The following is a 22,192-nucleotide window of genomic DNA, read 5'->3' as shown; positions in this document are numbered from 1 at the left end:
CAGGGCTACGGGTTGCCACCTGTTGCCGAGGACGCTTGCCACACCCCGACGTCGGGGTGAGAGTGGGCCCCATGACGACGACCGCACCGAAGCCCTCCGCCGCGCCTGTGTCGAACGAGGCACCCGAGGTGGCGGCACGGCGGGCGGCCCGTCTCGGCGGAGCGGAGAGCCGGCTGACGACGGAGGAGGTGCGGCGGTTCATCCGTGAGCAGCTCGACGCCACCGACGTCGACGGAAAGAGCGTGTGCATCGTCGTGCCCGACGGCACGCGCACCTGCCCGCTCCCCCTGCTCGTCGGCGCGGTCCACGAGGCGCTGCACGGACGCGCCACCCGGATGACGACGCTCATCGCGCTCGGCACCCACCAGCCGATGTCCGAGGAGGCGCTCGGGGCGCACCTGGGCTACGAGCCGGGGCGCATCGAGGAGACCTATCCCGGCATGACGGTCGTCAACCACGAGTGGTGGGACGAGTCCACCTTCGCCGACCTCGGCACGATCCCCGCGGCGCGGCTGGCGGAGCTGTCCGAGGGGCGTTTGTCGATGGACGTGCCTGTGCTTCTCAACCGTGCCGTCGTCGAGCACGACATCGCGCTCGTCGTCGGGCCGGTCCTCCCCCACGAGGTCGTCGGCATCTCCGGTGGCAACAAGTACTTCTTCCCCGGCGTCGCAGGGCAGGACATCATCGACGTCTCCCACTGGATCGGCGCGCTCATCACGTCGGCCGAGATCATCGGGACCACCGCCGTGACCCCGGTGCGCGCCCTCATCAACGAGGGCGCCTCACTGGTCCCGGCAGAGAAGCTCGCCTTCTGCGTCGTCGGCGAGAAGGGGTCGCACGGCGGGGAGCAGTCGCTCCACTCGATCTCGTTCGGCGACACGATCTCCTCCTGGGCCAACGCCGCCGAGATCTGCGCGCAGACGCACGTCACCTACCTCGACGAGCCCGTCCGTCGGGTCATCTCGGTCATCCCGGAGATGTACGACGACATCTGGACCGGAGCCAAGGGGTTCTACAAGCTCGAGCCCGCGGTGGCCGACGGCGGCGAGGTCATCCTCTACGCGCCGCACATCACCGAGATCTCCACGAGCCATCCCGAGATCAACGAGATCGGCTACCACTGCCGCGACTACTTCGTGAAGCAGTGGGACCGGTTCAAGCACATCCACTGGGGCACGCTCGCGCACTCGACCCACCTGCGCGGCGCCGGCACCTACGACGCCGAGACGGGCGAGGAGCGGCTGCGCGTGAAGGTGACCCTGGCGACCCGCATCCCCGAGGACGTATGCCGTGCCGCCAACCTCGGCTACCTCGACCCGGCCTCCGTCGACGTCGCCGCCGAGGCGGAGGCCGGGGCGTTCGTCGTGCCCAACGCAGGAGAGGTCCTCTTCCGGCTGCGCTGACCGGTCGACCGGCGCGCGACGAGCCGCATCGGCATGACGATCGGCTCGCGGCTCGGCACGGCGCCGCCGACCATGGCGACGAGGTTGCGCACGCCCGTGGCGCCCATCGCGTGCAGCGGTGCCGCGACCGTCGTCAGCTCGGGCTCGGTGATCTCGGCGAGCAGGGTGTTGTCGAAACCGACGACGCTGACGTCGTCCGGAACGCCGAGCCCAAGCCGCAGCAGGCCCTTGAGCACACCGATCGCGACGACGTCGTTGTAGGCGATGACGGCTGTGGCGCGCTGCGTCGCGATCTCCCGTGCTCGGGCGAACCCGGCCTGGACGGTGGGGGTGTTGGAGGGGCCGACCCGCTTGACCTTGAGGTCGAGCTCGTAGGCCGCCTCGCGCAGCGCCTGCCACCGCACCCCGTCGGTCCAGCTCGACTCGGGACCGGCGACGTAGGTGAGGCTCTCGTGCCCGAGCTCGGCCAGGTGCTCCACGGCACGGCGCATCCCGCGCGCGTTGTCGACGAGGATGCTCGGCACCTCGGGCAGGCGCCGGTTGAGCACGATGACCGGCTTCTGCTTCGCCATCATCCGGATCGCCTGGTCCGACATGCGCGAGCTCGTGAGCAGCACGCCCTCGACGGCTCGCAGCTCACGCTCGGTCCACTCCCGCTCGAGCTGGGCGTCCTCCTGCGTGTGCGAGAGCAGCACGGTGTAGCCGAGCTCGCCCGCAGCCTCATGAGCGCCACGGATGATGTCGGCGTAGAACGGATTCGTGATGTCGGTGACGACGAGCGCGATCGAGCGGGTGCGGGTCGGCACGAGGCCGGCGAGCGACCCCGACCGGTAGCCGAGCTTCTGCGCGGCCTCGAAGATGCGCGCCGCCGTCTCGGCGTTGACCCTGCCGGGCCGGGCGAAGGCCCGCGACACTGTCGAAGCAGCCACACCAGCGGCCTCGGCGACGTCGTAGATCGTCGGGCGACGGTCCATGCCGCCCACCCTAGTGACCCCCGATCGAGAGACCACTCCGTCCCGCTCCTCCCCAATCGAAAGAACACTCCGTCCCGCTCCGACGGCGTATGCCGCCCCCACCCCCAATCGAGAGAACGCTCCGTCACGTTCCCTCGCGATCGAGAGAACGCTCCGTCCCGCTCCGACGGCGTATGCCGCCCCCACCCCCAATCGAGAGAACGCTCCGTCACGTTCCCTCGCGATCGAGAGAACGCTCCGTCACGAGCTGCGACGCCCCTGTGGATGACGCGCTCTCGCCGTCGGGCCGGGCGGCCACCATCGGCACCATGCCTGTGACGCTGCCCGAGCCCCTCAGAAACCGGCCCTTCACCCCGGCGATGGCCACGGCCTGGGGACTCACGAAGGCGCAGATGTACGCGCTCAACCTCAACACGCCGGCCCGAGGCGTGTGGTCTGCGGCCGCATGCGACTCCCTCCTCGAGACCTGCTCCGCCTTGGGTCTCGTGGTCAACCGCTACGCGTTCTCGCACCTCACTGCCGCACGGATCCACGAGCTTCCCCTGCCGATGTTGCTTGACGACGACCTCGCCATGCATGTGATGCGCGATGCAGAGGACGGACCAGTGCGGCGCCCCGGTTTCGTCGGCCATCGTGGCCTCCGCACCCGTGCGGTCACGAGCGTGGCGGGCCTTCCCGTGACGAGCGCGGCCGACACGTGGGTCGACATGGGTGAGCTGATCCGGCCGGGCTTTCCGCTGGGGCTCGATGACCTGGTCGTGATGGGTGACGCCGTCGCGAACAGGCTGGAGTCGGTCGAGCCCTTGCGGCAGGCGCTGGACGCCCGTGTCGCTCCACGCGGGAAGCTCACTCTGCTCGAACGCTGGACTGGATCCGAGTCGGCTCTGAGTCACCGGGCGAGACACGCACCCGGCTCGTCCTGGTTCGTGCGCACCTGCCCGCACCCGAGCTCAACCAGCCGGTGTACGCGTCGGGCCGGCGATGGCTCGGCCGCCCCGACATGAGGTGGGTTGAGCAGCGGGTGCTGCTCGAGTACCAAGGACGCGAGTTCCACGACAGTCCGGAGCAGCGAGAGCACGACGCGGCGCGGTTCAAGCGGTTCACCGACGACGACTGGTCAGTCGTCGAAGTCTGGGACGAACACGTCAACAGCGACGCGGCCCGGCACGCTCTGGTGGTGCAGGTCGCCGGCGAGCTTGGTCATTCGCTGACGGGACTGGACCTCTCCGACATCCATCCGAGGTTCTTCAGCACACGCATGCTCGAGCTCGCGGAGATCCGGGCCCGCCGGCTGCGCGCTCGCTCCTACGCAGCGTGACCGGGCGCTCGCGCGAGCCGGCAGCGGCATGACGGAGTGTTCTCTCGATTGAAGGGAGCGTGTCGGAGCGTTCTCTCGATGGGGCGGCAGGGCGGCATACGGGCTGGGCAGCGCGACGGAGTGTTCTCTCGATGGGGCGGCAGGGCGGCATACGGGCTGGGCAAGGGGACGGAGTGTTCTTTCGATTGGGGTGATGCGTGACGGAGTGTTCTTTCGGTTGACAGGTGGCGTGGCAACTCGTGGCAATCGCTCGCTTGGTTGCCGCGGCCGGTGACTAAATGGAACGAGCCCCCGCACCACCCACTGAAAGGCCAGCCCATGCTCCGCCCCCAGGACACGACCACCCGCGAGACGAAACGACTCGACGGCATCTGGTCCTTCCAGCTCGACGGCGACTCCGAGGGGCGTGACGCCCGCTGGTTCGGCGCGAACCTCCCGGCGCCACGCGACATGGCCGTGCCGGCCAGCTTCAACGACCTGACGGCCGACGCCGCGGTCCGCGACTACTTCGGCGACATCTGGTACCAGCGCACCGTGCATGTGCCGCGCGGCTGGGCAGACCAGCGGATCGTGCTGCACTTCGAGTCCGCCACCCACCGTGCCACCGTGTGGGTGGGTGACCACGAGGTCGTGAGCCACGAGGGCGGCTACACCCCGTTCGAGGCCGACATCACGGAGTTCGTCACCCCCGGCGAGGCGGTGCGCGTCACGGCTCTCATCAACAACACGCTGAGCTTCCAGTCCATCCCGCCGGGTGTCATCGAGGAGGGCCCGGCCGGCCAGAAGCAGATCTACTGGCACGACTTCTTCAACTTCGCGGGCATCCAGCGTTCGGTGTGGCTGTCGGCGACGCCGCAGGCCCGCGTCGAGGACATCACGGTCGTCACCGGGTTCGAGGGCGACACGGGGTCGGTCGACTACACCGTCGAGGCCGCAGACGCGGACGGGCTCGATGTGCGGGTCGTGCTGCGCGACGCCGCCGGCCGCGAGGTCGCCACCGGCACGGGCCCGACGGGCACTCTCGAGGTGGCGGACGTCCACCTCTGGGCACCCGGCCACGGCTACCTCTACGACCTCGAGGTGCAGCTCGCCGACGACGCCGGCGCAGTGCTCGACAGCTACCACCAGACCGTCGGCATCCGCACCGTGGAGGTGCGCGGCACGCAGTTCCTCATCAACGGCGATCCCTTCTACTTCAAGGGTTTCGGCATGCACGAGGACCACTCGACGATCGGCAAGGCGCACAGCCCCGCGCACGTCGTCCAGGACTTCGAGCTGCTCGACTGGATCGGCGCCAACTCGTTCCGCACCTCGCACTACCCCTACTCCGAGGACGTCATCGACTACGCCGACCGGCACGGCATCGTCATCATCGACGAGACGGCTGCCGTCGGCCTGAACATGGGCCTCGGTGGAGGCATCTTCGGCGGCCAGGGCTACAAGACCTTCTCCCCCGAGACCATCAACGACTCAAGCCGTGAGGTGCACGCCCAGGCGATCCGCGAGCTGATCGCGCGTGACAAGAACCACCCGAGCGTCGTGCTCTGGTCGATCGCCAACGAGCCCGAGTCCGACACCGAGGGCGCCGAGGACTACTTCCGCCCGCTGTTCGACGTGGCGCGCGAGGCCGACCCGACGCGTCCCGTCGGCTTCGTGAACGTCATGCTGGCGCCCCACGGCAAGTGCCGCGTCTCGCAGTTCGCCGACGTGCTCATGCTGAACCGCTACTACGGGTGGTACGTCAACACCGGTGACCTCCCCGGCGCCGAGATCGCCTGGACCAACGAGCTGAACGGCTGGGCGTCCGAGGGCAAGCCGATCGTCATCACCGAGTACGGCGCCGACACGCTTGCCGGCAACCACTCCCTCACGCCGCAGCCGTGGAGCGAGGAGTACCAGGTGGACTACCTCGACATGAACCACCGCGTGTTCGACGCGTGCGAAGCCGTCGTCGGCGAGCACGTCTGGAACTTCGCCGACTTCGCCACGACCTCCGGGATCATGCGTGTCGACGGCAACAAGAAGGGTGCCTTCACCCGCGACCGCAAGCCGAAGGCAGCTGCCTTCGCCCTGCGCCGTCGCTGGCGCAAGGACGCCTGAGCGACTCGGGTGCCGCCGCCAACTCGCGTACCGTCGGCGTCCGGGACCTCAACCGAGCGCGGTCACGTCACCGTCGACGTGACCGCGCTCGGCCCCTCCTCCCCCAGCCCGGCGGCGCACCTTCAGGCCGCCTGTCCCAGAAAGAAACTCGCATGGCAACTCTGGCCAACATCGGTGTCATCGGTCTCGCGGTCATGGGCAGCAACCTGGCCCGCAACCTGGCCCGGCACGACCACCGGGTCGCGCTCTACAACCGCAGCCCCGAGCGCACCCGGACGCTCGTCTCCGACCACGGCTCGGAAGGTGACTTCGTCGCCTCGGAGTCGCTCGAGGACTTCGTCGCCTCGCTCGAGCAGCCGCGACGCATCGTGATCATGGTCAAGGCGGGCGCCGGCACCGATGCGGTCATCGACCAGCTCGTGCCGCTCCTCGACGAGGGCGACATCGTCGTCGACGGCGGCAACGCCCACTTCGAGGACACCCGCCGCCGCGAGGCGGCCCTGCGTGAGAAGGGGCTGCACTTCGTCGGCACCGGCATCTCGGGCGGTGAGGTCGGCGCGCTGGAGGGCCCGTCAATCATGCCCGGCGGGTCCAAGGCGTCGTATGCCGCCCTGGGTCCGATCCTCGAGTCGATCGCCGCCCAGGTCGACGGTGAGGCCTGTTGCGCCTGGATGGGTCCCGACGGCGCCGGCCACTTCGTGAAGATGGTCCACAACGGCATCGAGTACGCCGACATGCAGTTCATCGCCGAGGCCTACGACGTGCTGTCGGCTGCCGGCCTCACGGCGAGCGAGATCGCCGACGTCTTCCGCGAGTGGAACACCGGTGAGCTCGACTCCTTCCTCATCGAGATCACGGCCGAGGTGCTGTCGCGGGTCGACGGCTCGACCGGCCGCCCGCTCGTCGAGCTCATCACCGACGCCGCGGAGCAGAAGGGCACCGGTCGCTGGACGGTGCAGACGGCCCTCGAGCTGGGTGTTCCGGTCTCGACCATCGCCGAGTCGGTCTTCGCTCGCTCTGCCTCCGGAGACACCGCCGTGCGCGAGGCGGCCCGCGGCACTCTCACCGGCCCCGATCGGGCTGTCTCCGTTGAGGATCGCCGTCAGCTCATCGACGACGTGCGTGACGCGCTCTGGTCGTCGAAGGTCGTCGCGTACGCGCAGGGCCTCGACCAGATCCGTAAGGCCAGCGAGGAGTACGGCTGGGACGTCGACATCGCGACCGTCGCCCGCATCTGGCGTGGCGGCTGCATCATCCGCGCCCGCCTGCTCGCCCAGATCAGCGACGAGTACGCCGCCGGCGGGCTGCGCACGCTCCTCGTCGCCCCGAGCATCGCCAAAGGTCTGGCCGGTCGGCAGGACCCGTGGCGGCGCGTCGTGGGCCTGGCCACCACGGCGGGAGTGCCCGTGCCCGGCTTCTCGAGCGCGCTCGCCTACTACGACACCGTGCGCGCCGACCGGCTCCCGGCGGCCCTCGTGCAGGGGCTGCGCGACAACTTCGGCGCCCACACCTACGGTCGCATCGACCGCGCCGGCGCATTCCACACCCTGTGGTCGGGTGACCGGAGCGAGGTCGAGGCGTGAGGATGGGGTCATGACGACCCCTTCGACCGCGACCCACACTGACGAGGCCGACCTGCCCGACCTGCCTGACCACCTTGCCCCGTTGGCTGCTCGGGTGACCGATGCCCTCAGAACCGGTATGCCGTCCGGCTCGGACGGGCGCGTCGGCGTCGCCTTCTCGGGTGGCGTCGACTCGAGCCTCCTGCTCGCTCTCGCGGTGCGGGCGCTCGGGCCGGAGCGGGTCGTCGCGGTGCTCGGTGTCTCGCCGAGCCTGGCAGCCGACGAGCGGCGGGGCGCCCACGACGTCGCCGCGCACATCGAGGTCCCGATCGTGGAGGTGAGCACGCACGAGGGTGACAACCCGGCCTACCGCCGCAACGGCCCCGACCGCTGCTTCCACTGCAAGGACGAGCTCTTCACGCGCATCTCCGACGAGATCGTGGAGCGGCACGACCTAGCGGCGGTGGCCTACGGCGAGAACGCCGACGACGCCGGCAGGCCGGACCGACCCGGCGCTCGCGCCGCGACGAACCATCGGGTTCTGCGCCCTCTCGCCGACGCCGGGCTGACCAAGGACGACGTGCGGTCGCTCGCCCGGGCGCTCGGTCTGCCCAATGCTGACAAGCCCGCGGCACCGTGCCTGGCGTCGCGCATCCCGCACTTCACCGAGGTCGACCCGACGCGTCTGGCCCAGGTCGAGGCCGCCGAACACGCCCTGCGTGCAATGGGATTCCCCGACAGCCGAGTCCGGCACCACGGCGAGGTGGCGCGCATCGAGCTCGTTGCCGACGACCTGGTTCGAGCCGTGTCACCTGATGTACGCGAGCGCCTCGTTGCCGAGGTCACTGCGGCCGGCTTCCGGTTCGTCGCGCTCGACCTCGCCGGAATCCAGTCGGGTGCCTTCACCCTGCCGCTCGTCGAGGTGAACCGTGGCTGACTCGCCGCTCGACGGGGTCGCGGAGCTCGACCTGGACCGCGGCTCCCGGCGTGGCTACCCCGAGGCGGTCTACTGCGAGGGCAAGACCCAAGAGCAGGTGCGGGCCATCGCCCGCAGGCTCGCCGAGGCGTACGCGTCCGGCGAGACCAGCGGCACGGCCCTGTTCACGCGCGCCTCCCAGGAGCATGCGGCGGCCGTCGTGGCCGAGCTGCCGGACGCGCACCACGACGAAGTGGCACGTCTGGTCGTCTGGCCGCCCGACCCCCCCACTCCCACAGGGGAGCTCGTCGTCATCCTCTGCGCGGGCACGTCTGACCTTCCGGTCGCGCAGGAGGCTGCGCTGACCGCCCGCCACCTCGGCCGACCCGTCGAGCTCGTCGTCGACGTCGGTGTGGCCGGCATCCACCGGGTGCTCGCCAGACGCGAGCTCATCGACCGCGCCGGCGCTCTGGTCGTCGTCGCGGGCATGGACGGTGCGCTCGCCAGCGTCGTCGCGGGGCTGGCGCGGGCACCCGTCGTCGCCGTGCCGACGTCGGTGGGCTACGGCGCCGCGTTCGGTGGCATCGCCCCCCTGCTGACGATGCTGAACGCCTGCGCTCCCGGGGTCGGGGTCGTCAACATCGACAACGGCTACGGCGGCGGGCACCTCGCAGCCCAGATCGCTGCGCGCTGACCCGTCGGCCGCGACGCCCGCCTACCGAGACCGGCTAGCCGTCACGCCTGCAGCCGCAGGCCCTCCGGCACGGCCGCGCCGGCAACCAGGCCAGCGGCCACGGCAGCCGCCACCGACCGGTCCAGCACGTGGCGCACGGAAACCCCCGATGACGATGCGGCCGCCTCGACGTCACGGAACTCCGGCGTCGCGGTGACGACCCGGCCGCCACGGTGGGCGACCTTGACGCCGATGCGGTGCCCGTCGACCTCGACGTCGCGCCACCCCCGCGCCAGCGCGAACCGCCGCACCGCCGTCTCGCGAACTCCGATGGTGCTCGTCGCGGTCAGGACCAGCTCGCAGAGGGCTGGTCGGTGTCGTGCGTCAGTGAGGACCGACAGCTGCTGGGCCGGGCGTCCCCGCTTCATCACGATGGGCGTCAGCCAGGCGTCGGCGGCGCCGGCGTCCATGAGCGCGTCGATGACCGTGGGCCACACCCGCGGGTCGAGGTCGTCGACATTGGCCTCGAGCACGAGCATCTCGGCGCTCTCGAGGTCGGTGAGCTCGGGGCCTCCCGCCTCGGGATCCTCAGCGTGTGGAGCGCCGTCGACCGTCACCGCTGCGCCGACCGGCTGACCGACGACGACCCGGACGACGTTGGGGCGTCCGGCCACGTCCTTGGTGCCCGCGCCCACACCACGCGCAGTGACCTGCAGGCGCGGTAGGTCGCCCTGCCCGGTCGCGAGCGCCGTCGCGAGGGCCACGCCCGTCGGCGTGGCGAGCTCGCCGTCCCCGCCCGAGAACACCTCCCAGCCGTGGACCAGCTCCAGCACGGCTGGCACCGGCACGGGGATCCGCCCGTGCGCAGCCCTCACCGTGCCGGAGCCGAGGGCGATCCTCGACGCGCTCACCTGCGAGATCTGCAGCGATGCGAGCGCAGCGCAGACCCCGACGACGTCGGCGATCGAGTCCCACGCACCCACCTCGTGGAAGTGGACCTCGTCGGCGCCGACGCCGTGCACGCGCGCCTCGGCCGCCGCGAGGGCGCCGAAGACGGTGAGAGCACGATGCCGTGTCGAGTCGTCCAGTGCGGCGGAGGTCAGGTGAGAGCGAATCACCGACCACGACCGGTGGTGCTGGTCAGGAGCCAGCAGCTCGACATCCACCTTCAGCGCACGCATACCAGCGCGTTGCACCTCGGAAACCAGGAGCCGCACGGTGTCGGGGATGACGGCGTCGACGGCCGACTGCACGTGCTCCAGCGATGCGCCGGCATCGACCAGCGCGGCCAGCAGCATGTCTCCCGCGACACCGGCCGACAGATCGAGCCAGGCGGCGAGCTGAGGTTCGGCGTGACGGTCCATGCCCGACACCGTATGCCGCAGCGCCGCCCCCATCCGGGCTGGGCGCGAGGAAGAGGCGGACCGATGCTCGGCCCGCCCCTTCCAGCATCTTCAGTTGTCACTCAGCCACTCGGTAGTGGGTGGCGACCGGTTGGGTTCCCGCTGCCGCTACTGGGGCACCACCGTCCCCGAACGCACAGCTGGACCGCTGCCGACGGCGTTGGTGGCGACCACCTCGAACAGGTAGCTCGTCCCTGCCGGACTCGTGAACGTGAAGTTCCGAGTCCGCGCACCCGCACCGAGAACGACGGACTGCTCGGACGTCGCGGCCGGTGTGCCCGCAGTGACGCGGTAGGCACTGACGGTGTAGGCCGTGATGTTCGAACCTCCGGTGTCGGCGGGCGGCGTCCAGGTGACCGTCGCGGTGCGCGCCCCACCGGCTGCACCGGCGTTGGCGGCGATGGTCGCGGGGGCACCCGGCGTCGTCGCCGGAGTGACCGCGGCCGACTGGGCCGAGAAGGCCCCGGCGCCGATCGCGTTGAGGGCCTGGACCTGGAACCGGTAGGCCGTGCCGTTGGTCAGCCCGGTGACGAGCAGGCTGGTTGCGCCGGCCGCAGCGGGCCGGAGGGCACCCTGCTGGACGCCTCCCGCGAGCACACGGACCTGGTAGCCCGTGATCGGCGAGCCACCGTCACTGGTGGGCGGCGTCCAGTTGACGGTCACCGAGGCGTTGCCGCGGACGGAGGCGCCGATCGTCGGCGCAGCCGGCGCGACGGCGATACCCGTTCCGGACACGGCCACGGTGGGCGAGGCACCCGGCGCGTTGGTGACGATCGTCACCGTCGCGGACTTGAGCCCGGCGCCCTGCGGCGCGAACCTCACTGCGACGACGCACGATCCAGCCGAGGGGATGGAAGCGCAGCCCGCCGCCGGGGTGGCGGTGAACGAGGTGGCGTCGGTGCCCGTCACCGTCGCTGCGGTCACCCGCAGGGCGGCGACACCCGTGTTCGAGACCGTGATGTTCCGCGCGGCCGAGGTCGCACGCACGTTCGTGTTCGGGAACGCCAGTGTCGTCGGCGTGACCACCGCGCGGGGGGTCACACTGAGGGTGGTGTCGGAGAACCGCACCTGCTCGATGTTCCACAGCGTGTCGATGCCGTCAGCCCCACCATTGCTGTCGACGGTGATGCTGCCGTTGGCGTTCGCCGTGACCGTGTAGGTGGCCCGAGCGGCCGAGAACACGGCGGTGTCCACGGCGGTCGGGTCGGGCGCTGCGGTCTTGAGCTCCCGCACAGCGACGAGGTTGCCCGGGTGGGCGATTCCGGCGAACACGGCCTGCTGGAGGGTCATGCCGGTGGTCCCTGGACCCCACGGGTTCGTGGCGGTGGCGGGGATCGCCTTGTTCTCCATCAGGTCGGTCGTGCCCGTCTCGGTGGACGCGTCGGCCGGGTTGGTGCGGTAGCTGATCCGGACGGAGAGGTAACGGTCTCCGTCGATGATCTCGTTGCCGGCACGACCTTCGATCGTGTCGCTGCCACCGCCACCGAGGAGGATGTCGCCCTCGCCCCAGACCGGGCCGGTGAGCGGGCAGACCCCAGAGGCCGACAGGGCGGCGACATCAGCCGCGGTGCCCTGCCACTGTGCGACGGGGGGCAGGATGTCGGACAGTCCGCTGATGCGGGCCATGCCTGCCTGGTCGATGGCGTCGCAGCCGGAGAAGCCGCCGGTGCGGGCATCGATCAGCCTCGGAGTGGCCAGGACACCGTCCGTGCCCTTGATGCTGTCGCCGAACGACGTGCCCGAGTCGGCCTCGGTCTCCTGCCAGCGGTCACGGTTGACCACGAGCTGGATCGGCAGGCCGCCGAGGTTGTTGTTGATCATCATGTCGTCCGTCTGGGCCACGGTGTTGTACTGCCCGATCGCCCAGTCGAACCCACCGGCGCCGGCGTTGCGGTCGACGGCAGCGTTCTGGGCCATGACGTCGTCGCCACCCTCGGCGTCGTAGTCGTTCTCACCGACTTGGCCGACGAAGATGTCGTTGCCGGGAGCCGACTCTGCCGGGTCGTCGAAGAACGGTGCGCCGTGGTCGCCCTGGAGCAGGTCCTGCCCCGAGCCGCCCTCGATCCAGTCGTCGCCACCGTCGCCGAAGACCGCATCCGCGCCCTGTCCGGCGATGACGAAGTCGTTGCCGGGACCGGCGAAGGTCTCGTTGTCGTTGGCACCGGCGTTGATGAAGTCCTGGCCGGCGTTGCCCATCGGGATGTCGTCCCCCGGGCCAGCGTCGATGGCGTCGTTGCCAGGTCCTCCCTTGGGCACGTCGGCGCCGTCGAGGTCGGTGATGATGTCGTCCCCGTTGCCGCCGAGCACGACGTCGTCGCCGCCCTGCCCGTCGATGACGTCGTTGCCGTCGCCACCCCAGAAGGTGTCGTTGTCGTTGCCGCCCTTGATGCGGTCGACACCCGCAGTGCCGTTGTAGACCGACTGGCCGTTGATGCCGGCCGGGTCGACGGTGTTGCGCTGCCGGTACGCGATGGTGCCGTCCGGGGAGCGCACGAGCAGCAGGTTCTCGTCACAGTCAGGCGTGTTCGGGTCGTCCTTGAGCGATCCCTGGCCGGTGATGCTGGCAGGAACGGTGGGAGTCGCCGCACGCACGAGCGTGTTCGGAGTGTTCGCCGGGTCGTTGAGGAACGACAGCTGGAACTTGCAGTCGGCGGTCGCGAACGCGTCGGCCTTCAATGTGTTCGTGCCGTCCGTGTTGCGCTGGATCATCTCGGAGAAGCTGTTGCCCTCGAGCTGGGTGCGCAGGTTCATGCCCGGCGTGCGGGCCAGGTAGTAGAGCCGGTCGCCGTCCTGCAGCTTCTCGAGCTGCGTCTGGAAGACGTAGTTGAAGGTGGTGCCCAGCAGGCCACCGAAGAGGTTCGTCACCTCGGCGAGGCCGCCCACCCACAGGTCGACGTCGTCGAGACCCGTGGTCGTCCGGCCGGTGGCGTCATTGGCCCAGGTGCCGTTGCCGAACATGAAGTCGGCGGCGTCGCCCGGCTGGACATCACCGGGGATGTCGTCGGCGGTGCCCAGGATGCCATCGGGCCCGGCCTGGGTCGGGCGCGGGTCGACGATCGCGCGGGCGGCATTGCGCTTGCCCACGAGCGTCGTCTGGCTCGTGATGGTCGGGTGCAGACCGTAGGCAGCCACGTAGTTGATCAGCGACTCCGGGTGCTTGAGGTGCTGTCCGTAGTCCTGCCAGCTGGTGTAGGGCGCGAGCTGTCCGTCGTTGGTCTGCGCGAACACGTCACGACGGAACTCGTTCAGCCGGGGGACGCCGGCGTCGCGGGCACGCGTCATGTTGAGGGTCGGCAGGTCGAGCGGCAGACCCAGCAGGTTGTTGCGCAGGGTCTCGGTCACGAACTCGTCGATCTCGTTGCCCGTCTGGTCCGAGGAGCCCATCACGATGGCGCCGGCTGCCTGCTGTGGCGTGTACACCGGATGTGCCGGGTCGACCCTGTTGTTGAAGTACTCCGGCGGGTTGAGGAACGCCGTCAGCAGCGGCACGCTGTTGTCCAGCGTGGAACCGTCGGCGCGTGTGTCGCTGCGGGCGACAAGGTCGTCGAGCATGGAGTGCCCGAACCGGTAGACCGCGTGGGCGAACTCGGCCTCGATGGCCGGGTTGATGTCGGTGGAGTAGACGTGGAAGGGCCGGATCGCCGGCACCATCTTGCGCGCGAACTCCTCGAAGACGAGGTGCTGGTACTCCATCTCCGTAACGAACCGGGCGGCCTGGAAGAGCCTGCCTCCGAAGCCGTAGCTGATGTCGGCGCCGTTGAACTGGTGTGCCGCCTGGAAGTCGGCAAGCAGTGCGGCGTTCGCCGGGTCGTTGAGGGTGGCGGTGATGTCGTCCACCAGGCGGTTGTGCTCGGAGTGGAAGATCTGGTGGATCGTGGACAGCGCGATGTTCTCGTTGCAGCGACCGTCACCACAGGCGAAGTGCGCGTTGAGCATCTCGTCGTCGTACGTGCCGGCCGGCTGGTTGGCGAAGTCGGCGGACGGGGTGTTGTCCGCATCCGGCGTCGGCGCCACCGGCGCGGTGGCCGGGTTGTGGTCGGTGTCCTGCGGCGACGGGTCGGCGTTGTGCGCAATGTCCGTCAGGAAGGGCGTGTTGAAGTGCAGGACGTTGGTAGGCACGGCAACGGGGCTGGCCAGGTCGCCCTCGACCAGACCGCTTGACGTCACGTACTGCGGCAGACCGCGCGCCGGGCCCGGGGTGAAGTTGCCGTACGGGTCGGTGGCGAGCATCGGGATGTTCGTCACGTCTCGGTCGACGAGCAGCAGGCCGAGCTTCTCGGCTGCCTGCTTCTTGACCGATGCCCACGTGGAGATGCCGTCCTGGCCGTCCGGGGAACCGGCGTACGTCTGGCCGGCTGGCAGCCCACCGAGGAACTTCCCGGTCGACACGGGCCTGCCCGTCTTTGCCACGACGTCCACTCCGGCGTACTCGCGCAGGAAGACCTGGTGGGACGAGTGCGACGTGTACGTCTGGCTCTGGTCGACCCACGGGGAGTCCGTGTTGTCGGCGGGGATGTTGTCGGCGCTCTCGTCGACGGATGTGGCCGGGTTGTCGTCGAGGATCCCGTCGGGCCCGGGGCGCACCTGTGCCCGCGAGAGCACCATGAACGCCTGGGATGCGGGCACCTCGTCGCCGGTGTTGGCCTTGCCGTCGGGCCCGAGGGTCCGGAGCGGGTCGTCGGCCTTGAGCGGCACGAACACGGTGCCCTGGTCCTTGACCGTCTGGTCCACACCGTGGTCGAAGAACTGGCCGAAGAAGGTGAACATGGAGTTGAACGGCGGAGAGAGTCCGACGTCAGTGGTCACATTCGGGATGAACAACGTCTGGTGTGAAGGCACGCAACCCGTCGGGGCGCCGTCGACGGGCGGAACGGCCGTCGGGTCGGGGTCCGTGGTGCACGGGAAGACGCCGGGGTTGCCCTGGCTGCGCACGGGGAACCCCGCGGCGGCGATGGCAGCGGGGTTCGTGGACGTCTGGTCGACGACCAGGTTGCTGACGGTCCTCGGCTGCGAGTCGACGACGACGTTGCCGGGCGAGAACTGCTTGTAGCTCGTTGGTCCGACCGGTCCGACCGGGAAGGCCGGCGTGATCGGCTCGGCGCCACGGAAGATCGGCTCAGCGAGGTGCGGGAACGGCTGGTCAGCAGCGGCGAGCGTGTAGCTCGCAGGGTTCTTCAGGTTGTTGCACGACCCGTCGGTGGTGCGCAGACCGTAGGAGGTCAGGTAGTCCGGGATCTGGTCGGCGGCGGGGCCGACCAGCGTGCCGCAGGGGTTCGAGGCAGTCCACGTCGCCGAGTGGCGCTCGGCGATCTTGATCTGCTTGAGGATGAACGACAGGTCACCTGCGGTTACGACGAACCCGTTGCCGACAGGAGCCACCGCGGCTTGCGCGACGGCCGACGGCACCACCATCGCCACCGGGATGACGAACGCGATGCCGGCCGCCACCCGGCGGAACCGACCGGCCACGGACGGACGCCATGAGCGCGACGTCGTGCCCCGCGCAGCGGGGATCACTCGGGCGGAGGGGCGCCCGGTGGACTTCCAGAGGAAGCGATTCATGCCACACCTGCCTATTTCGTTGCCTGGGTCCGCCACATGGTTTGAACGGACCTACTGAGGACCTGGGTGGGGTCGCGAGCTCAGGCGCACGGTCGGGTCGGCGGCCCTGCCGCCGACCCAACCGCTCGCCGTGAGGCTCCCGCCCGGGGGCCGCATGCCGGGATCGTGTGACGTGACTTGAAGGTCCCCGACGGGGAGCACAGCTCTCTCCGCCGTCTGTCATCACAACGCCGTATGCCGCGGGAGTCACGACCGTCCGACGACCCGCACGACGTCGCGTCAGAGCCGTCGCCGGCCCAATGCGCGTCCGCAGGCTGTCCCCGTTGCCCATGGATCGAGCCTGACGAATGTCTTTGTGGCACAACAGTGCCCAGCGGGGGCCTCCCCCACCCCCTCACGCGGGAGTAGGCGAACCCCTCAGATGGGGGTGTTCAACCGACGCCGTCCACCACGGGACCCGGAAAGGTGGCTCAGCGCGCCCAGGACCACACGGACATCTTGGGGAAGCGAGCGACGAGTCGCGTCCCTCCCAACCCTGAGGGCCCGATGCCGAAGGAGCCGCCCATCTCTACGACGCTGTCCTCGATCAACAGCAGGCCGAGGTGCCCGTCACCGGCCGGCAGGACGGGCGCTCCGGCTCCGTCGTCCTCCACCTCCACGACGACGTCATCGCCGTCCAGGTGCGCCGCGATCCGGGCCGAGGAGGCGCCCGCGTGCTTGACGACGTTGCGCAGCCCCTCCCGGATCACCTGGTAGGCGAGCTGGACGGCCTCGCTGGAGACGGCTTGGAGATCAGCATGCACCTCGACCACGACCTGGATCCCCTGGGCGCGCACCGGTTCGACGAGCTGCTCGACCGCGGCGGCGAGGCCCTCGCGGGCCAGGCTGACCGGGTAGAGCTCGGTGAGGATCCCTCGCAGTGATGCGATGTCGGTCTTGAGGCGTTCGCTCAGGAAGGCCAGCACCTCCCTCTCCGCGCCGGCCTCGTCGGGCAGCTGCTTCTGCACGGCGGGAAGCACGTAGCCGAGACTGGTGAGGTCCTGGATCACCCCGTCGTGCAGCTCGCGCGAGATCTTGCGTCGTTCGGTGTCCGAGGCGACGAGCGCGTGCCTCAGCAGGGCAACCCGGTCTGACTGCGCGCGATCGACGCGACGTGCCAGCGACAGCGCGAGCGGCACCAGCACCAGCATGAACAGAGCCACGGCGCCCAGGGCCAGGGGCAGGGTCCGGATGGAGATGACGACCTCGTCACGCAGGATGCGGTCGGTGCTCCAGTACGACTCCACGAGGATCGGGAGGCTGTCGGCGTCCCGCACCGCGGCATACACCTCGAGCAGCTCGCCGAACTCCTGCTCCTGCGCGTTCTCGGCCTTGGTGAGGTCGGAGACGCTCGCCCGCACGGCGTCGGTCCCGAAGAGCGCGGCCTCCTCGGGTTCGAGCTCGAAGCTCTCGCCGTGCAGGGCGGCGGCGTCCGACCAGATGACGTGGCCGTCCGGAGCCCACACCTTGACCCTCACCAGCGCGCCGTCCCTGAGCGGACTCCGGATGGCCGCGTTCAGGGAGGCCGTCGCTGCGGGCTCCCCGCGTCGGACCGCGGCGTTGACGAGGGGCGCCACCACGTTCCGCGCGAAGGAGACGCCACGGGCACTGTCCTCCCGCACAGCGATGTCGCTCGCGGCGGCGTTGACCGCCAGGCTGACTCCCACGCTGCAGAGGGCCAGGGTCAGCAGGCTCCACCACACGAACCGGCGCACGGTGCGACTGCGGACGGTCCGTTCGGCGGGGCCCGGGGCGGAGGGAGCCGGTGCAGGCAGGGCCGGTGAGGGCACGGTCAGGCGCCGATCAGCCCGTGCTTCCGCGCGCTCACCACGGCTTCGAGCTGCGAGTGCGCGTGCAGCTTCACCAGCAGGTTCTTGACGTACCCGCGACAGGTCAGACGGGTGATCCCCATCTTTCCGGCGATGGACGCGGTGTTGTGCCCCTCGGACAGCAGCATGAGCACCTCGGTCTCCCTGGCCGTCAGCGGAGTCGAGGCCGGAACCGCGGGCGGGGCCTCCCGGAAGAGGTCACGGATGACTCGCGGGTGGACGACCAGGCCGTCGCCTCCGGAAGCGCGGATGGCATCGAGGAGGTCCACCAGGGCGCCCTCCTTGAGCAGGAATGCTCCCGCGCCCGCCTCGGCAGCGCGCCGCAGCAGTGCTTCGTCCACGTGCGCCGTGAGCACCACGACGCGCAGCAACGGGTTCGCGCGGATCATCTCGGCGGCGACCTCGATGCCGTCGCCGTCACCCAGCAGGACGTCCATCACCACGACGTCGGGTGCGAGCTCGGCGACACGCTGTCGTGCCTCGGCGGCGCTGTGTGCGGCGCCCACGGAGGCCAACCCCGGTTCCATGCCGATCGCCAGCGCCATCGCCGCGGCGACCGCCTGGTGGTCGTCGACCACCAGGACCTTCATGCACGCCTGCAGCGTCTCTCGTCCCGGGTCCAGCCCGACAGTCAAGCTCATGATCGTCCCCGTTTTCCCCCTGAGCACCTCGGTCACGCCCCGCCGGCTTGATGCGGCTCCCCGACCCAGTATGGATAGCCCCACCGGTGCCGTCTCGAGATTGCGGAGGTCACGCCCCTCGAAACGCGAATTCGTCTGGCACAAGGGACGACACAACCGTCGAGAAGGTGCATTCGGGTCACCCGATCTGGCACGGGTGGCCGCTCGGCCGCCGCGCATCAATGGGGTGGGGCGAGCCGTGCTGCTTGCGCCAGACTGGCCGGCGTGGACGAGATCGAGATCGTGGTGGCCCATCAGGAGCGCACCACCCTCCGCGTCGGCGACGTGTTCCTGAAGGTCGACACCGACCAGGCGCGCACCGACCTCGAGGTCCAGTCCATGGCATGGGCGCCGGTGGCCACGCCTGAGATCCTGTGGCGCAAGCCGCCGGTGCTCGCGCTCGCGACCCTCCCGGGACGACCGATCGGCCGCCTCGGTGAGCCCTCGACCGCGTCCACGGCCGCCTGGGTTGCCGCCGGAGCAGCCGTACGCGTGGTCCACGATGCGCCGCTGCCACCCTGGTCAGGGGCGGGCCTTGCCGACAAGACAGCGACCCTCGACAGCGAGTGCGACTGGCTCGTGGCGAACGATGTCCTCCCAGCCGAGCTGGTCGGACGAAACCGCACCATCGCCGAAGCCGCGCTGCGGCCCTGGACCCCGGTGTTCATGCACGGAGACCTCCAGGTCGCCCACGTGTTCGTCGACGGCGACGCGGTCACCGGCATCCTCGACTGGTCCGAGGGCGGCCGGGGTGACGCCATGTACGACCTCGCGATCCTCACGCTCGGCCACCCGGAACACCTCGACGACGTGCTCCATGGCTACGGCGGTGCCGTCGACCGCGACGTGATCAGCGGGTGGTGGTCGCTGCGAAGCCTGACGGCGATCCGCTGGCTCGTCGAGCACGGCTTCGACCCGTCGGCACCGGGATGCGAGATCGACGTGCTGAAGGCACAGCACTGATCCGTTCGGCCGGGCGACCACGGGCTGCCGGGGCCGTCGGCTTGCCCCGGCACACCGCCGCCTGGCCGGCCCGACAGACCTGCAGTGACGGAGTTCGAGGACTTACCAGCCGTTGGTCTTCTGCTGACCGAGTCCGGGGCTGATTCACAGGTGCGGGCCATTGGGCGGGTCGAGAACCCCCCCATAGTGTGACAAGCGGGACAGAACGACAGTTCTGATGCGAAGGAGTCCCGAATGCGTCCACACACCGTCCTCGCCCGCGCCGCAGCGACCACCACCCTGGCCGTGGTCGCACCGGTCGTGCTCGCCGCCTCCGGCCCACTGACGGCGGCGGCGGCCGCCGCGCCGGCATCGAGGCCTGGCGCCGTCTCGGGGGCGGTGCCAGGCCTCACCCGGGCGGCCACCACCACCCGGCCGACGCTCGCCGCCACGTCGCCGCCCATCACTCCGACGGTGACCCGGGTGCCGATCCCCGCTGTCGCCTCACCCCCGGCGTCCCCAGCGTCCCCCGCGTCCCCTGCACCGTCGGCTCGTGCCGCGACGGGGTCGAGCACGGCGACGTCCGGCACGCGCAAGGTCGTCGCCGCAGTGAGCCGCTCCGGCACGAAGTTCGACGTCATGGGCGTCACCTACCAAGGTGCGGCGCCCGCCGGGCTCACGGTCGAGGCGCGCACCCACACCAAGACCGGGTGGAGCGCCTGGATCGGCCTCGACGTCGACGAGGACCACGGTCCGGATGCCGGCACGGCGGAGAGCCGGCGAGCCCGGGTGGGCACCGACCCGCTCACAGCAGCCGGTTCCGACGGAGCCGAGGTGCGGGTGCTCTCGAACGGCGGCGCCGCGCCCCACGACCTCGCGCTGAGCCTCGTCGACGCGAAGAGCGCCGCCTCGGACGCTGCCGTCGCGGCCTCGCCCGTCGGCACGACGAGCAGCGAGGACGGCACGCCGAGCGCCTCCGACGGCACGGCCCCGGCAGCAGGGGCCCGGACCGCCGGGCTCTCCGCGGCCGCCGTGTCGACCGCGTCCACCACGTCGACGGCGTCGGTCGCGTCCGTTCCGCAACCCACCATCGTGACCCGCGCCCAGTGGGGCGCCAACGAGAGCATGATGCCGTGCCAGCCCGATCCGCTGGGCGGGTTCAAGGCGGCCGTGGTCCACCACACTGTCAACGCGAACAACTACACGGCGGCCCAGGCGCCCGGCCTCGTGCGCGGCATCTTCGCGTACCACACGCAGAGCCACGGCTGGTGCGACATCGGCTACAACTTCCTCGTCGACCGCTTCGGTCGCATCTACGAGGGGCGCAAGGGCGGCCTGAACGGCTTCACGCAAGGCGCCCAGGCCGGCGGCTTCAACTCGGACACGTTCGGCGTCTCGGTGATCGGGGACTTCACCAGCGTGAAGTTCCCGAGCGCGGTGACGAGCGCGGTGAGCCGCACCATCGCGTGGCAGGCCGACCGCTCGGGGTTCAACCCGGCTTCGTCGGTCGTGCTCATGTCGGGCGGCAGCACGCGCTACGACGCTGGCGTGCGCGTGACGAAGCCTCGCGTCATGGGCCACCGTGACCTCAGCCTGACGAGCTGCCCGGGCGATGCCGCATACCCCCAGGTGGCCTCCATCAGGTCGTCCGCCTCGTCGACGTGGCGCGCCTACCAGTTCGTCGCAGGGCGATCCGTCTACGTCCCGGTGACTGCGCGACGCCTCCTCGACACGCGGACGGGTCTCGGGACGACCAAGCGCCCGCTCCCTGCGAACACCTCGCTGGTGCTCACGGTGCCGGGGCTCCCCTCGACGGCGACGGCCGTCACGCTCAACGTCACGGCGGTGGGCGCGACGACCCCGACGACGCTGACGGCCTACCCGGCCAACATGTCACGGCGCCTCACGGCGAACCTCGACGTCGTGCCCGGTCGCACGATCACGACCCAGGTGACGGTCGGCGTGGCGCCGGGCGGCACGGTGCGCCTCTTCAACGCCAGGGGTTCGGTCAACCTGATGGCTGACCTCGAGGGCTACTTCCGCACGGGCACCGGGGCAGGCTACGCGGCATACACCCGACCGTCGCGCCTCGTCGACACGCGTAGCGGCGTGGGTGCCCCGCGGCAGCAGGTGTCACCGGCCCGGCCGGTCACCTTCACCGTGCCGGGGCTGCTCAGCGGCACGCGTGCCGTCAGCTTCAACGTCACGGTGCTGAACGCATCCGGCCCGACCACCCTGACCGCCTATCGTGCCGGCAGCGCGCGCCCTGCTGTCCCGAGCGTCAGCGTCACCGACCGCACACCGGTGGCGAACCTCGTCACCATTCCGGCGGACCAGTCGGGCCGGGTCACCATCTCGGTGGCGCAGGGGCAGGCCGACGTCGTCATCGACGCCCTGGGCTTCTATGTCGACGGTCGCGGGCTTAAGTTCGTCCCCGTCGCGCCTCGGCGGCTCGTCGACACCCGGGTCGGGTGGGGCGTGCCCGCGGGGGCGCTGGCGCCGGGGCGGGCCACCACCTTCGGCATCCCGAACACCACGTATGCCGTTCACGGCGCCGTTCTCGCGGTGGGCGGCATCTCGACGGCCAACGGGTGGGTGTCGTTCTACCGGTCCGGCCAGAGCCCGCCGGCGATCTCGACGCTCTCCACCGTGCCCGGTCGCACGGTCACGAACCTGACGTCCACCGCCACGACGACGGGCAGCCTCGTCAACGTCTACAACGGCGCAGGTTCGACCCACGTCGTCGCCGACCTGATGGGCTACTACACGAGCTGAGATCGGGCGGAGGCCG

14 protein-coding genes are annotated in these 22,192 nt (G+C 70.3%); 9 read left to right on the top strand and 5 right to left on the bottom strand.

The window, feature by feature from the left end; genetic code table 11:
- The first annotated feature begins 71 nt into the window (after window positions 1–71).
- On the top strand, window positions 72–1,403 hold the full coding sequence (locus tag AC1DE0_RS22115; RefSeq protein ID WP_478105733.1) for a lactate racemase domain-containing protein: 1,332 nt from the start codon (window positions 72–74) through the stop codon (window positions 1,401–1,403).
- Here AC1DE0_RS22115 and AC1DE0_RS22110 read toward each other — a convergent pair.
- The gene (locus AC1DE0_RS22110; RefSeq protein WP_478105731.1) at window positions 1,307–2,377 is read right to left on the bottom strand and encodes a LacI family DNA-binding transcriptional regulator; all 1,071 of its coding nucleotides are present in this window, start codon (window positions 2,375–2,377) and stop codon (window positions 1,307–1,309) included. The two genes, AC1DE0_RS22115 and AC1DE0_RS22110, sit on opposite strands and share 97 nt — an antisense overlap.
- 308 nt (window positions 2,378–2,685) lie before the next feature.
- Between AC1DE0_RS22110 and AC1DE0_RS22105 the strand changes: the two genes are divergently transcribed.
- The 6 genes from AC1DE0_RS22105 to larB all read left to right on the top strand — a co-directional run bounded on the left by AC1DE0_RS22105 (window position 2,686) and on the right by larB (window position 8,967).
- The gene (locus tag AC1DE0_RS22105) at window positions 2,686–3,381 is read left to right on the top strand and encodes a hypothetical protein (RefSeq protein WP_478105729.1); all 696 of its coding nucleotides are present in this window, start codon (window positions 2,686–2,688) and stop codon (window positions 3,379–3,381) included.
- Between the two features lie 17 nt (window positions 3,382–3,398).
- Window positions 3,399–3,695, top strand: a complete 297-nt coding sequence (locus tag AC1DE0_RS22100) for a hypothetical protein (RefSeq protein WP_478105727.1) — start codon at window positions 3,399–3,401, stop codon at window positions 3,693–3,695.
- Window positions 3,696–4,013: 318 nt separating this feature from the next.
- A complete protein-coding gene (uidA, locus tag AC1DE0_RS22095; protein ID WP_478105725.1) occupies window positions 4,014–5,795 on the top strand; it encodes a beta-glucuronidase in 1,782 nt (593 codons plus the stop codon).
- Window positions 5,796–5,947: 152 nt separating this feature from the next.
- Complete coding sequence (gene gndA / locus AC1DE0_RS22090; protein WP_478105723.1) at window positions 5,948–7,378, top strand: NADP-dependent phosphogluconate dehydrogenase; 1,431 nt, start codon at window positions 5,948–5,950, stop codon at window positions 7,376–7,378.
- A gap of 10 nt (window positions 7,379–7,388) precedes the next feature.
- Window positions 7,389–8,294 (top strand): ATP-dependent sacrificial sulfur transferase LarE, encoded by a 906-nt coding sequence (gene larE / locus AC1DE0_RS22085; protein WP_478105721.1) that lies wholly within the window; start codon window positions 7,389–7,391, stop codon window positions 8,292–8,294.
- Window positions 8,287–8,967, top strand: coding sequence for a nickel pincer cofactor biosynthesis protein LarB (gene larB, locus AC1DE0_RS22080; protein ID WP_478105719.1), 681 nt, complete (start codon window positions 8,287–8,289; stop codon window positions 8,965–8,967). Before larE ends, larB begins: the two co-directional genes overlap by 8 nt.
- 41 nt (window positions 8,968–9,008) lie before the next feature.
- Here larB and larC read toward each other — a convergent pair whose 3' ends face one another.
- From larC to AC1DE0_RS22060, 4 genes are all read right to left on the bottom strand, one after another.
- On the bottom strand, window positions 9,009–10,310 hold the full coding sequence (larC, locus tag AC1DE0_RS22075) for a nickel pincer cofactor biosynthesis protein LarC (protein ID WP_478105717.1): 1,302 nt from the start codon (window positions 10,308–10,310) through the stop codon (window positions 9,009–9,011).
- A 147-nt stretch (window positions 10,311–10,457) separates the two neighbouring features.
- Window positions 10,458–15,818 carry a peroxidase family protein gene (locus AC1DE0_RS22070; protein ID WP_478105715.1) on the bottom strand — a complete coding sequence of 1,787 codons (5,361 nt, stop codon included), beginning with the start codon at window positions 15,816–15,818 and terminating at the stop codon, window positions 10,458–10,460.
- A 563-nt stretch (window positions 15,819–16,381) separates the two neighbouring features.
- Window positions 16,382–17,665: a sensor histidine kinase gene (locus tag AC1DE0_RS22065; RefSeq protein WP_478105713.1), complete on the bottom strand. Its 1,284-nt coding sequence runs from the start codon at window positions 17,663–17,665 to the stop codon at window positions 16,382–16,384.
- A gap of 77 nt (window positions 17,666–17,742) precedes the next feature.
- Window positions 17,743–18,456: a response regulator transcription factor gene (locus AC1DE0_RS22060; protein ID WP_478105711.1), complete on the bottom strand. Its 714-nt coding sequence runs from the start codon at window positions 18,454–18,456 to the stop codon at window positions 17,743–17,745.
- A 228-nt stretch (window positions 18,457–18,684) separates the two neighbouring features.
- On the opposite strand from AC1DE0_RS22060, the gene AC1DE0_RS22055 reads away from it, so the two are divergent.
- Both AC1DE0_RS22055 and AC1DE0_RS22050 read left to right on the top strand, forming a co-directional pair.
- Window positions 18,685–19,422, top strand: coding sequence for a phosphotransferase (locus AC1DE0_RS22055; protein WP_478105709.1), 738 nt, complete (start codon window positions 18,685–18,687; stop codon window positions 19,420–19,422).
- A gap of 234 nt (window positions 19,423–19,656) precedes the next feature.
- Window positions 19,657–22,176 (top strand): peptidoglycan recognition protein family protein, encoded by a 2,520-nt coding sequence (locus AC1DE0_RS22050; RefSeq protein ID WP_478105707.1) that lies wholly within the window; start codon window positions 19,657–19,659, stop codon window positions 22,174–22,176.
- Window positions 22,177–22,192 lie beyond the last annotated feature (16 nt).

It is taken from the genome of Terrabacter sp. 05T424, assembly GCF_056396225.1.
Note: the sequence above shows the minus strand (reverse complement) of the source record. Positions and strands in the feature narration are given on the sequence as shown.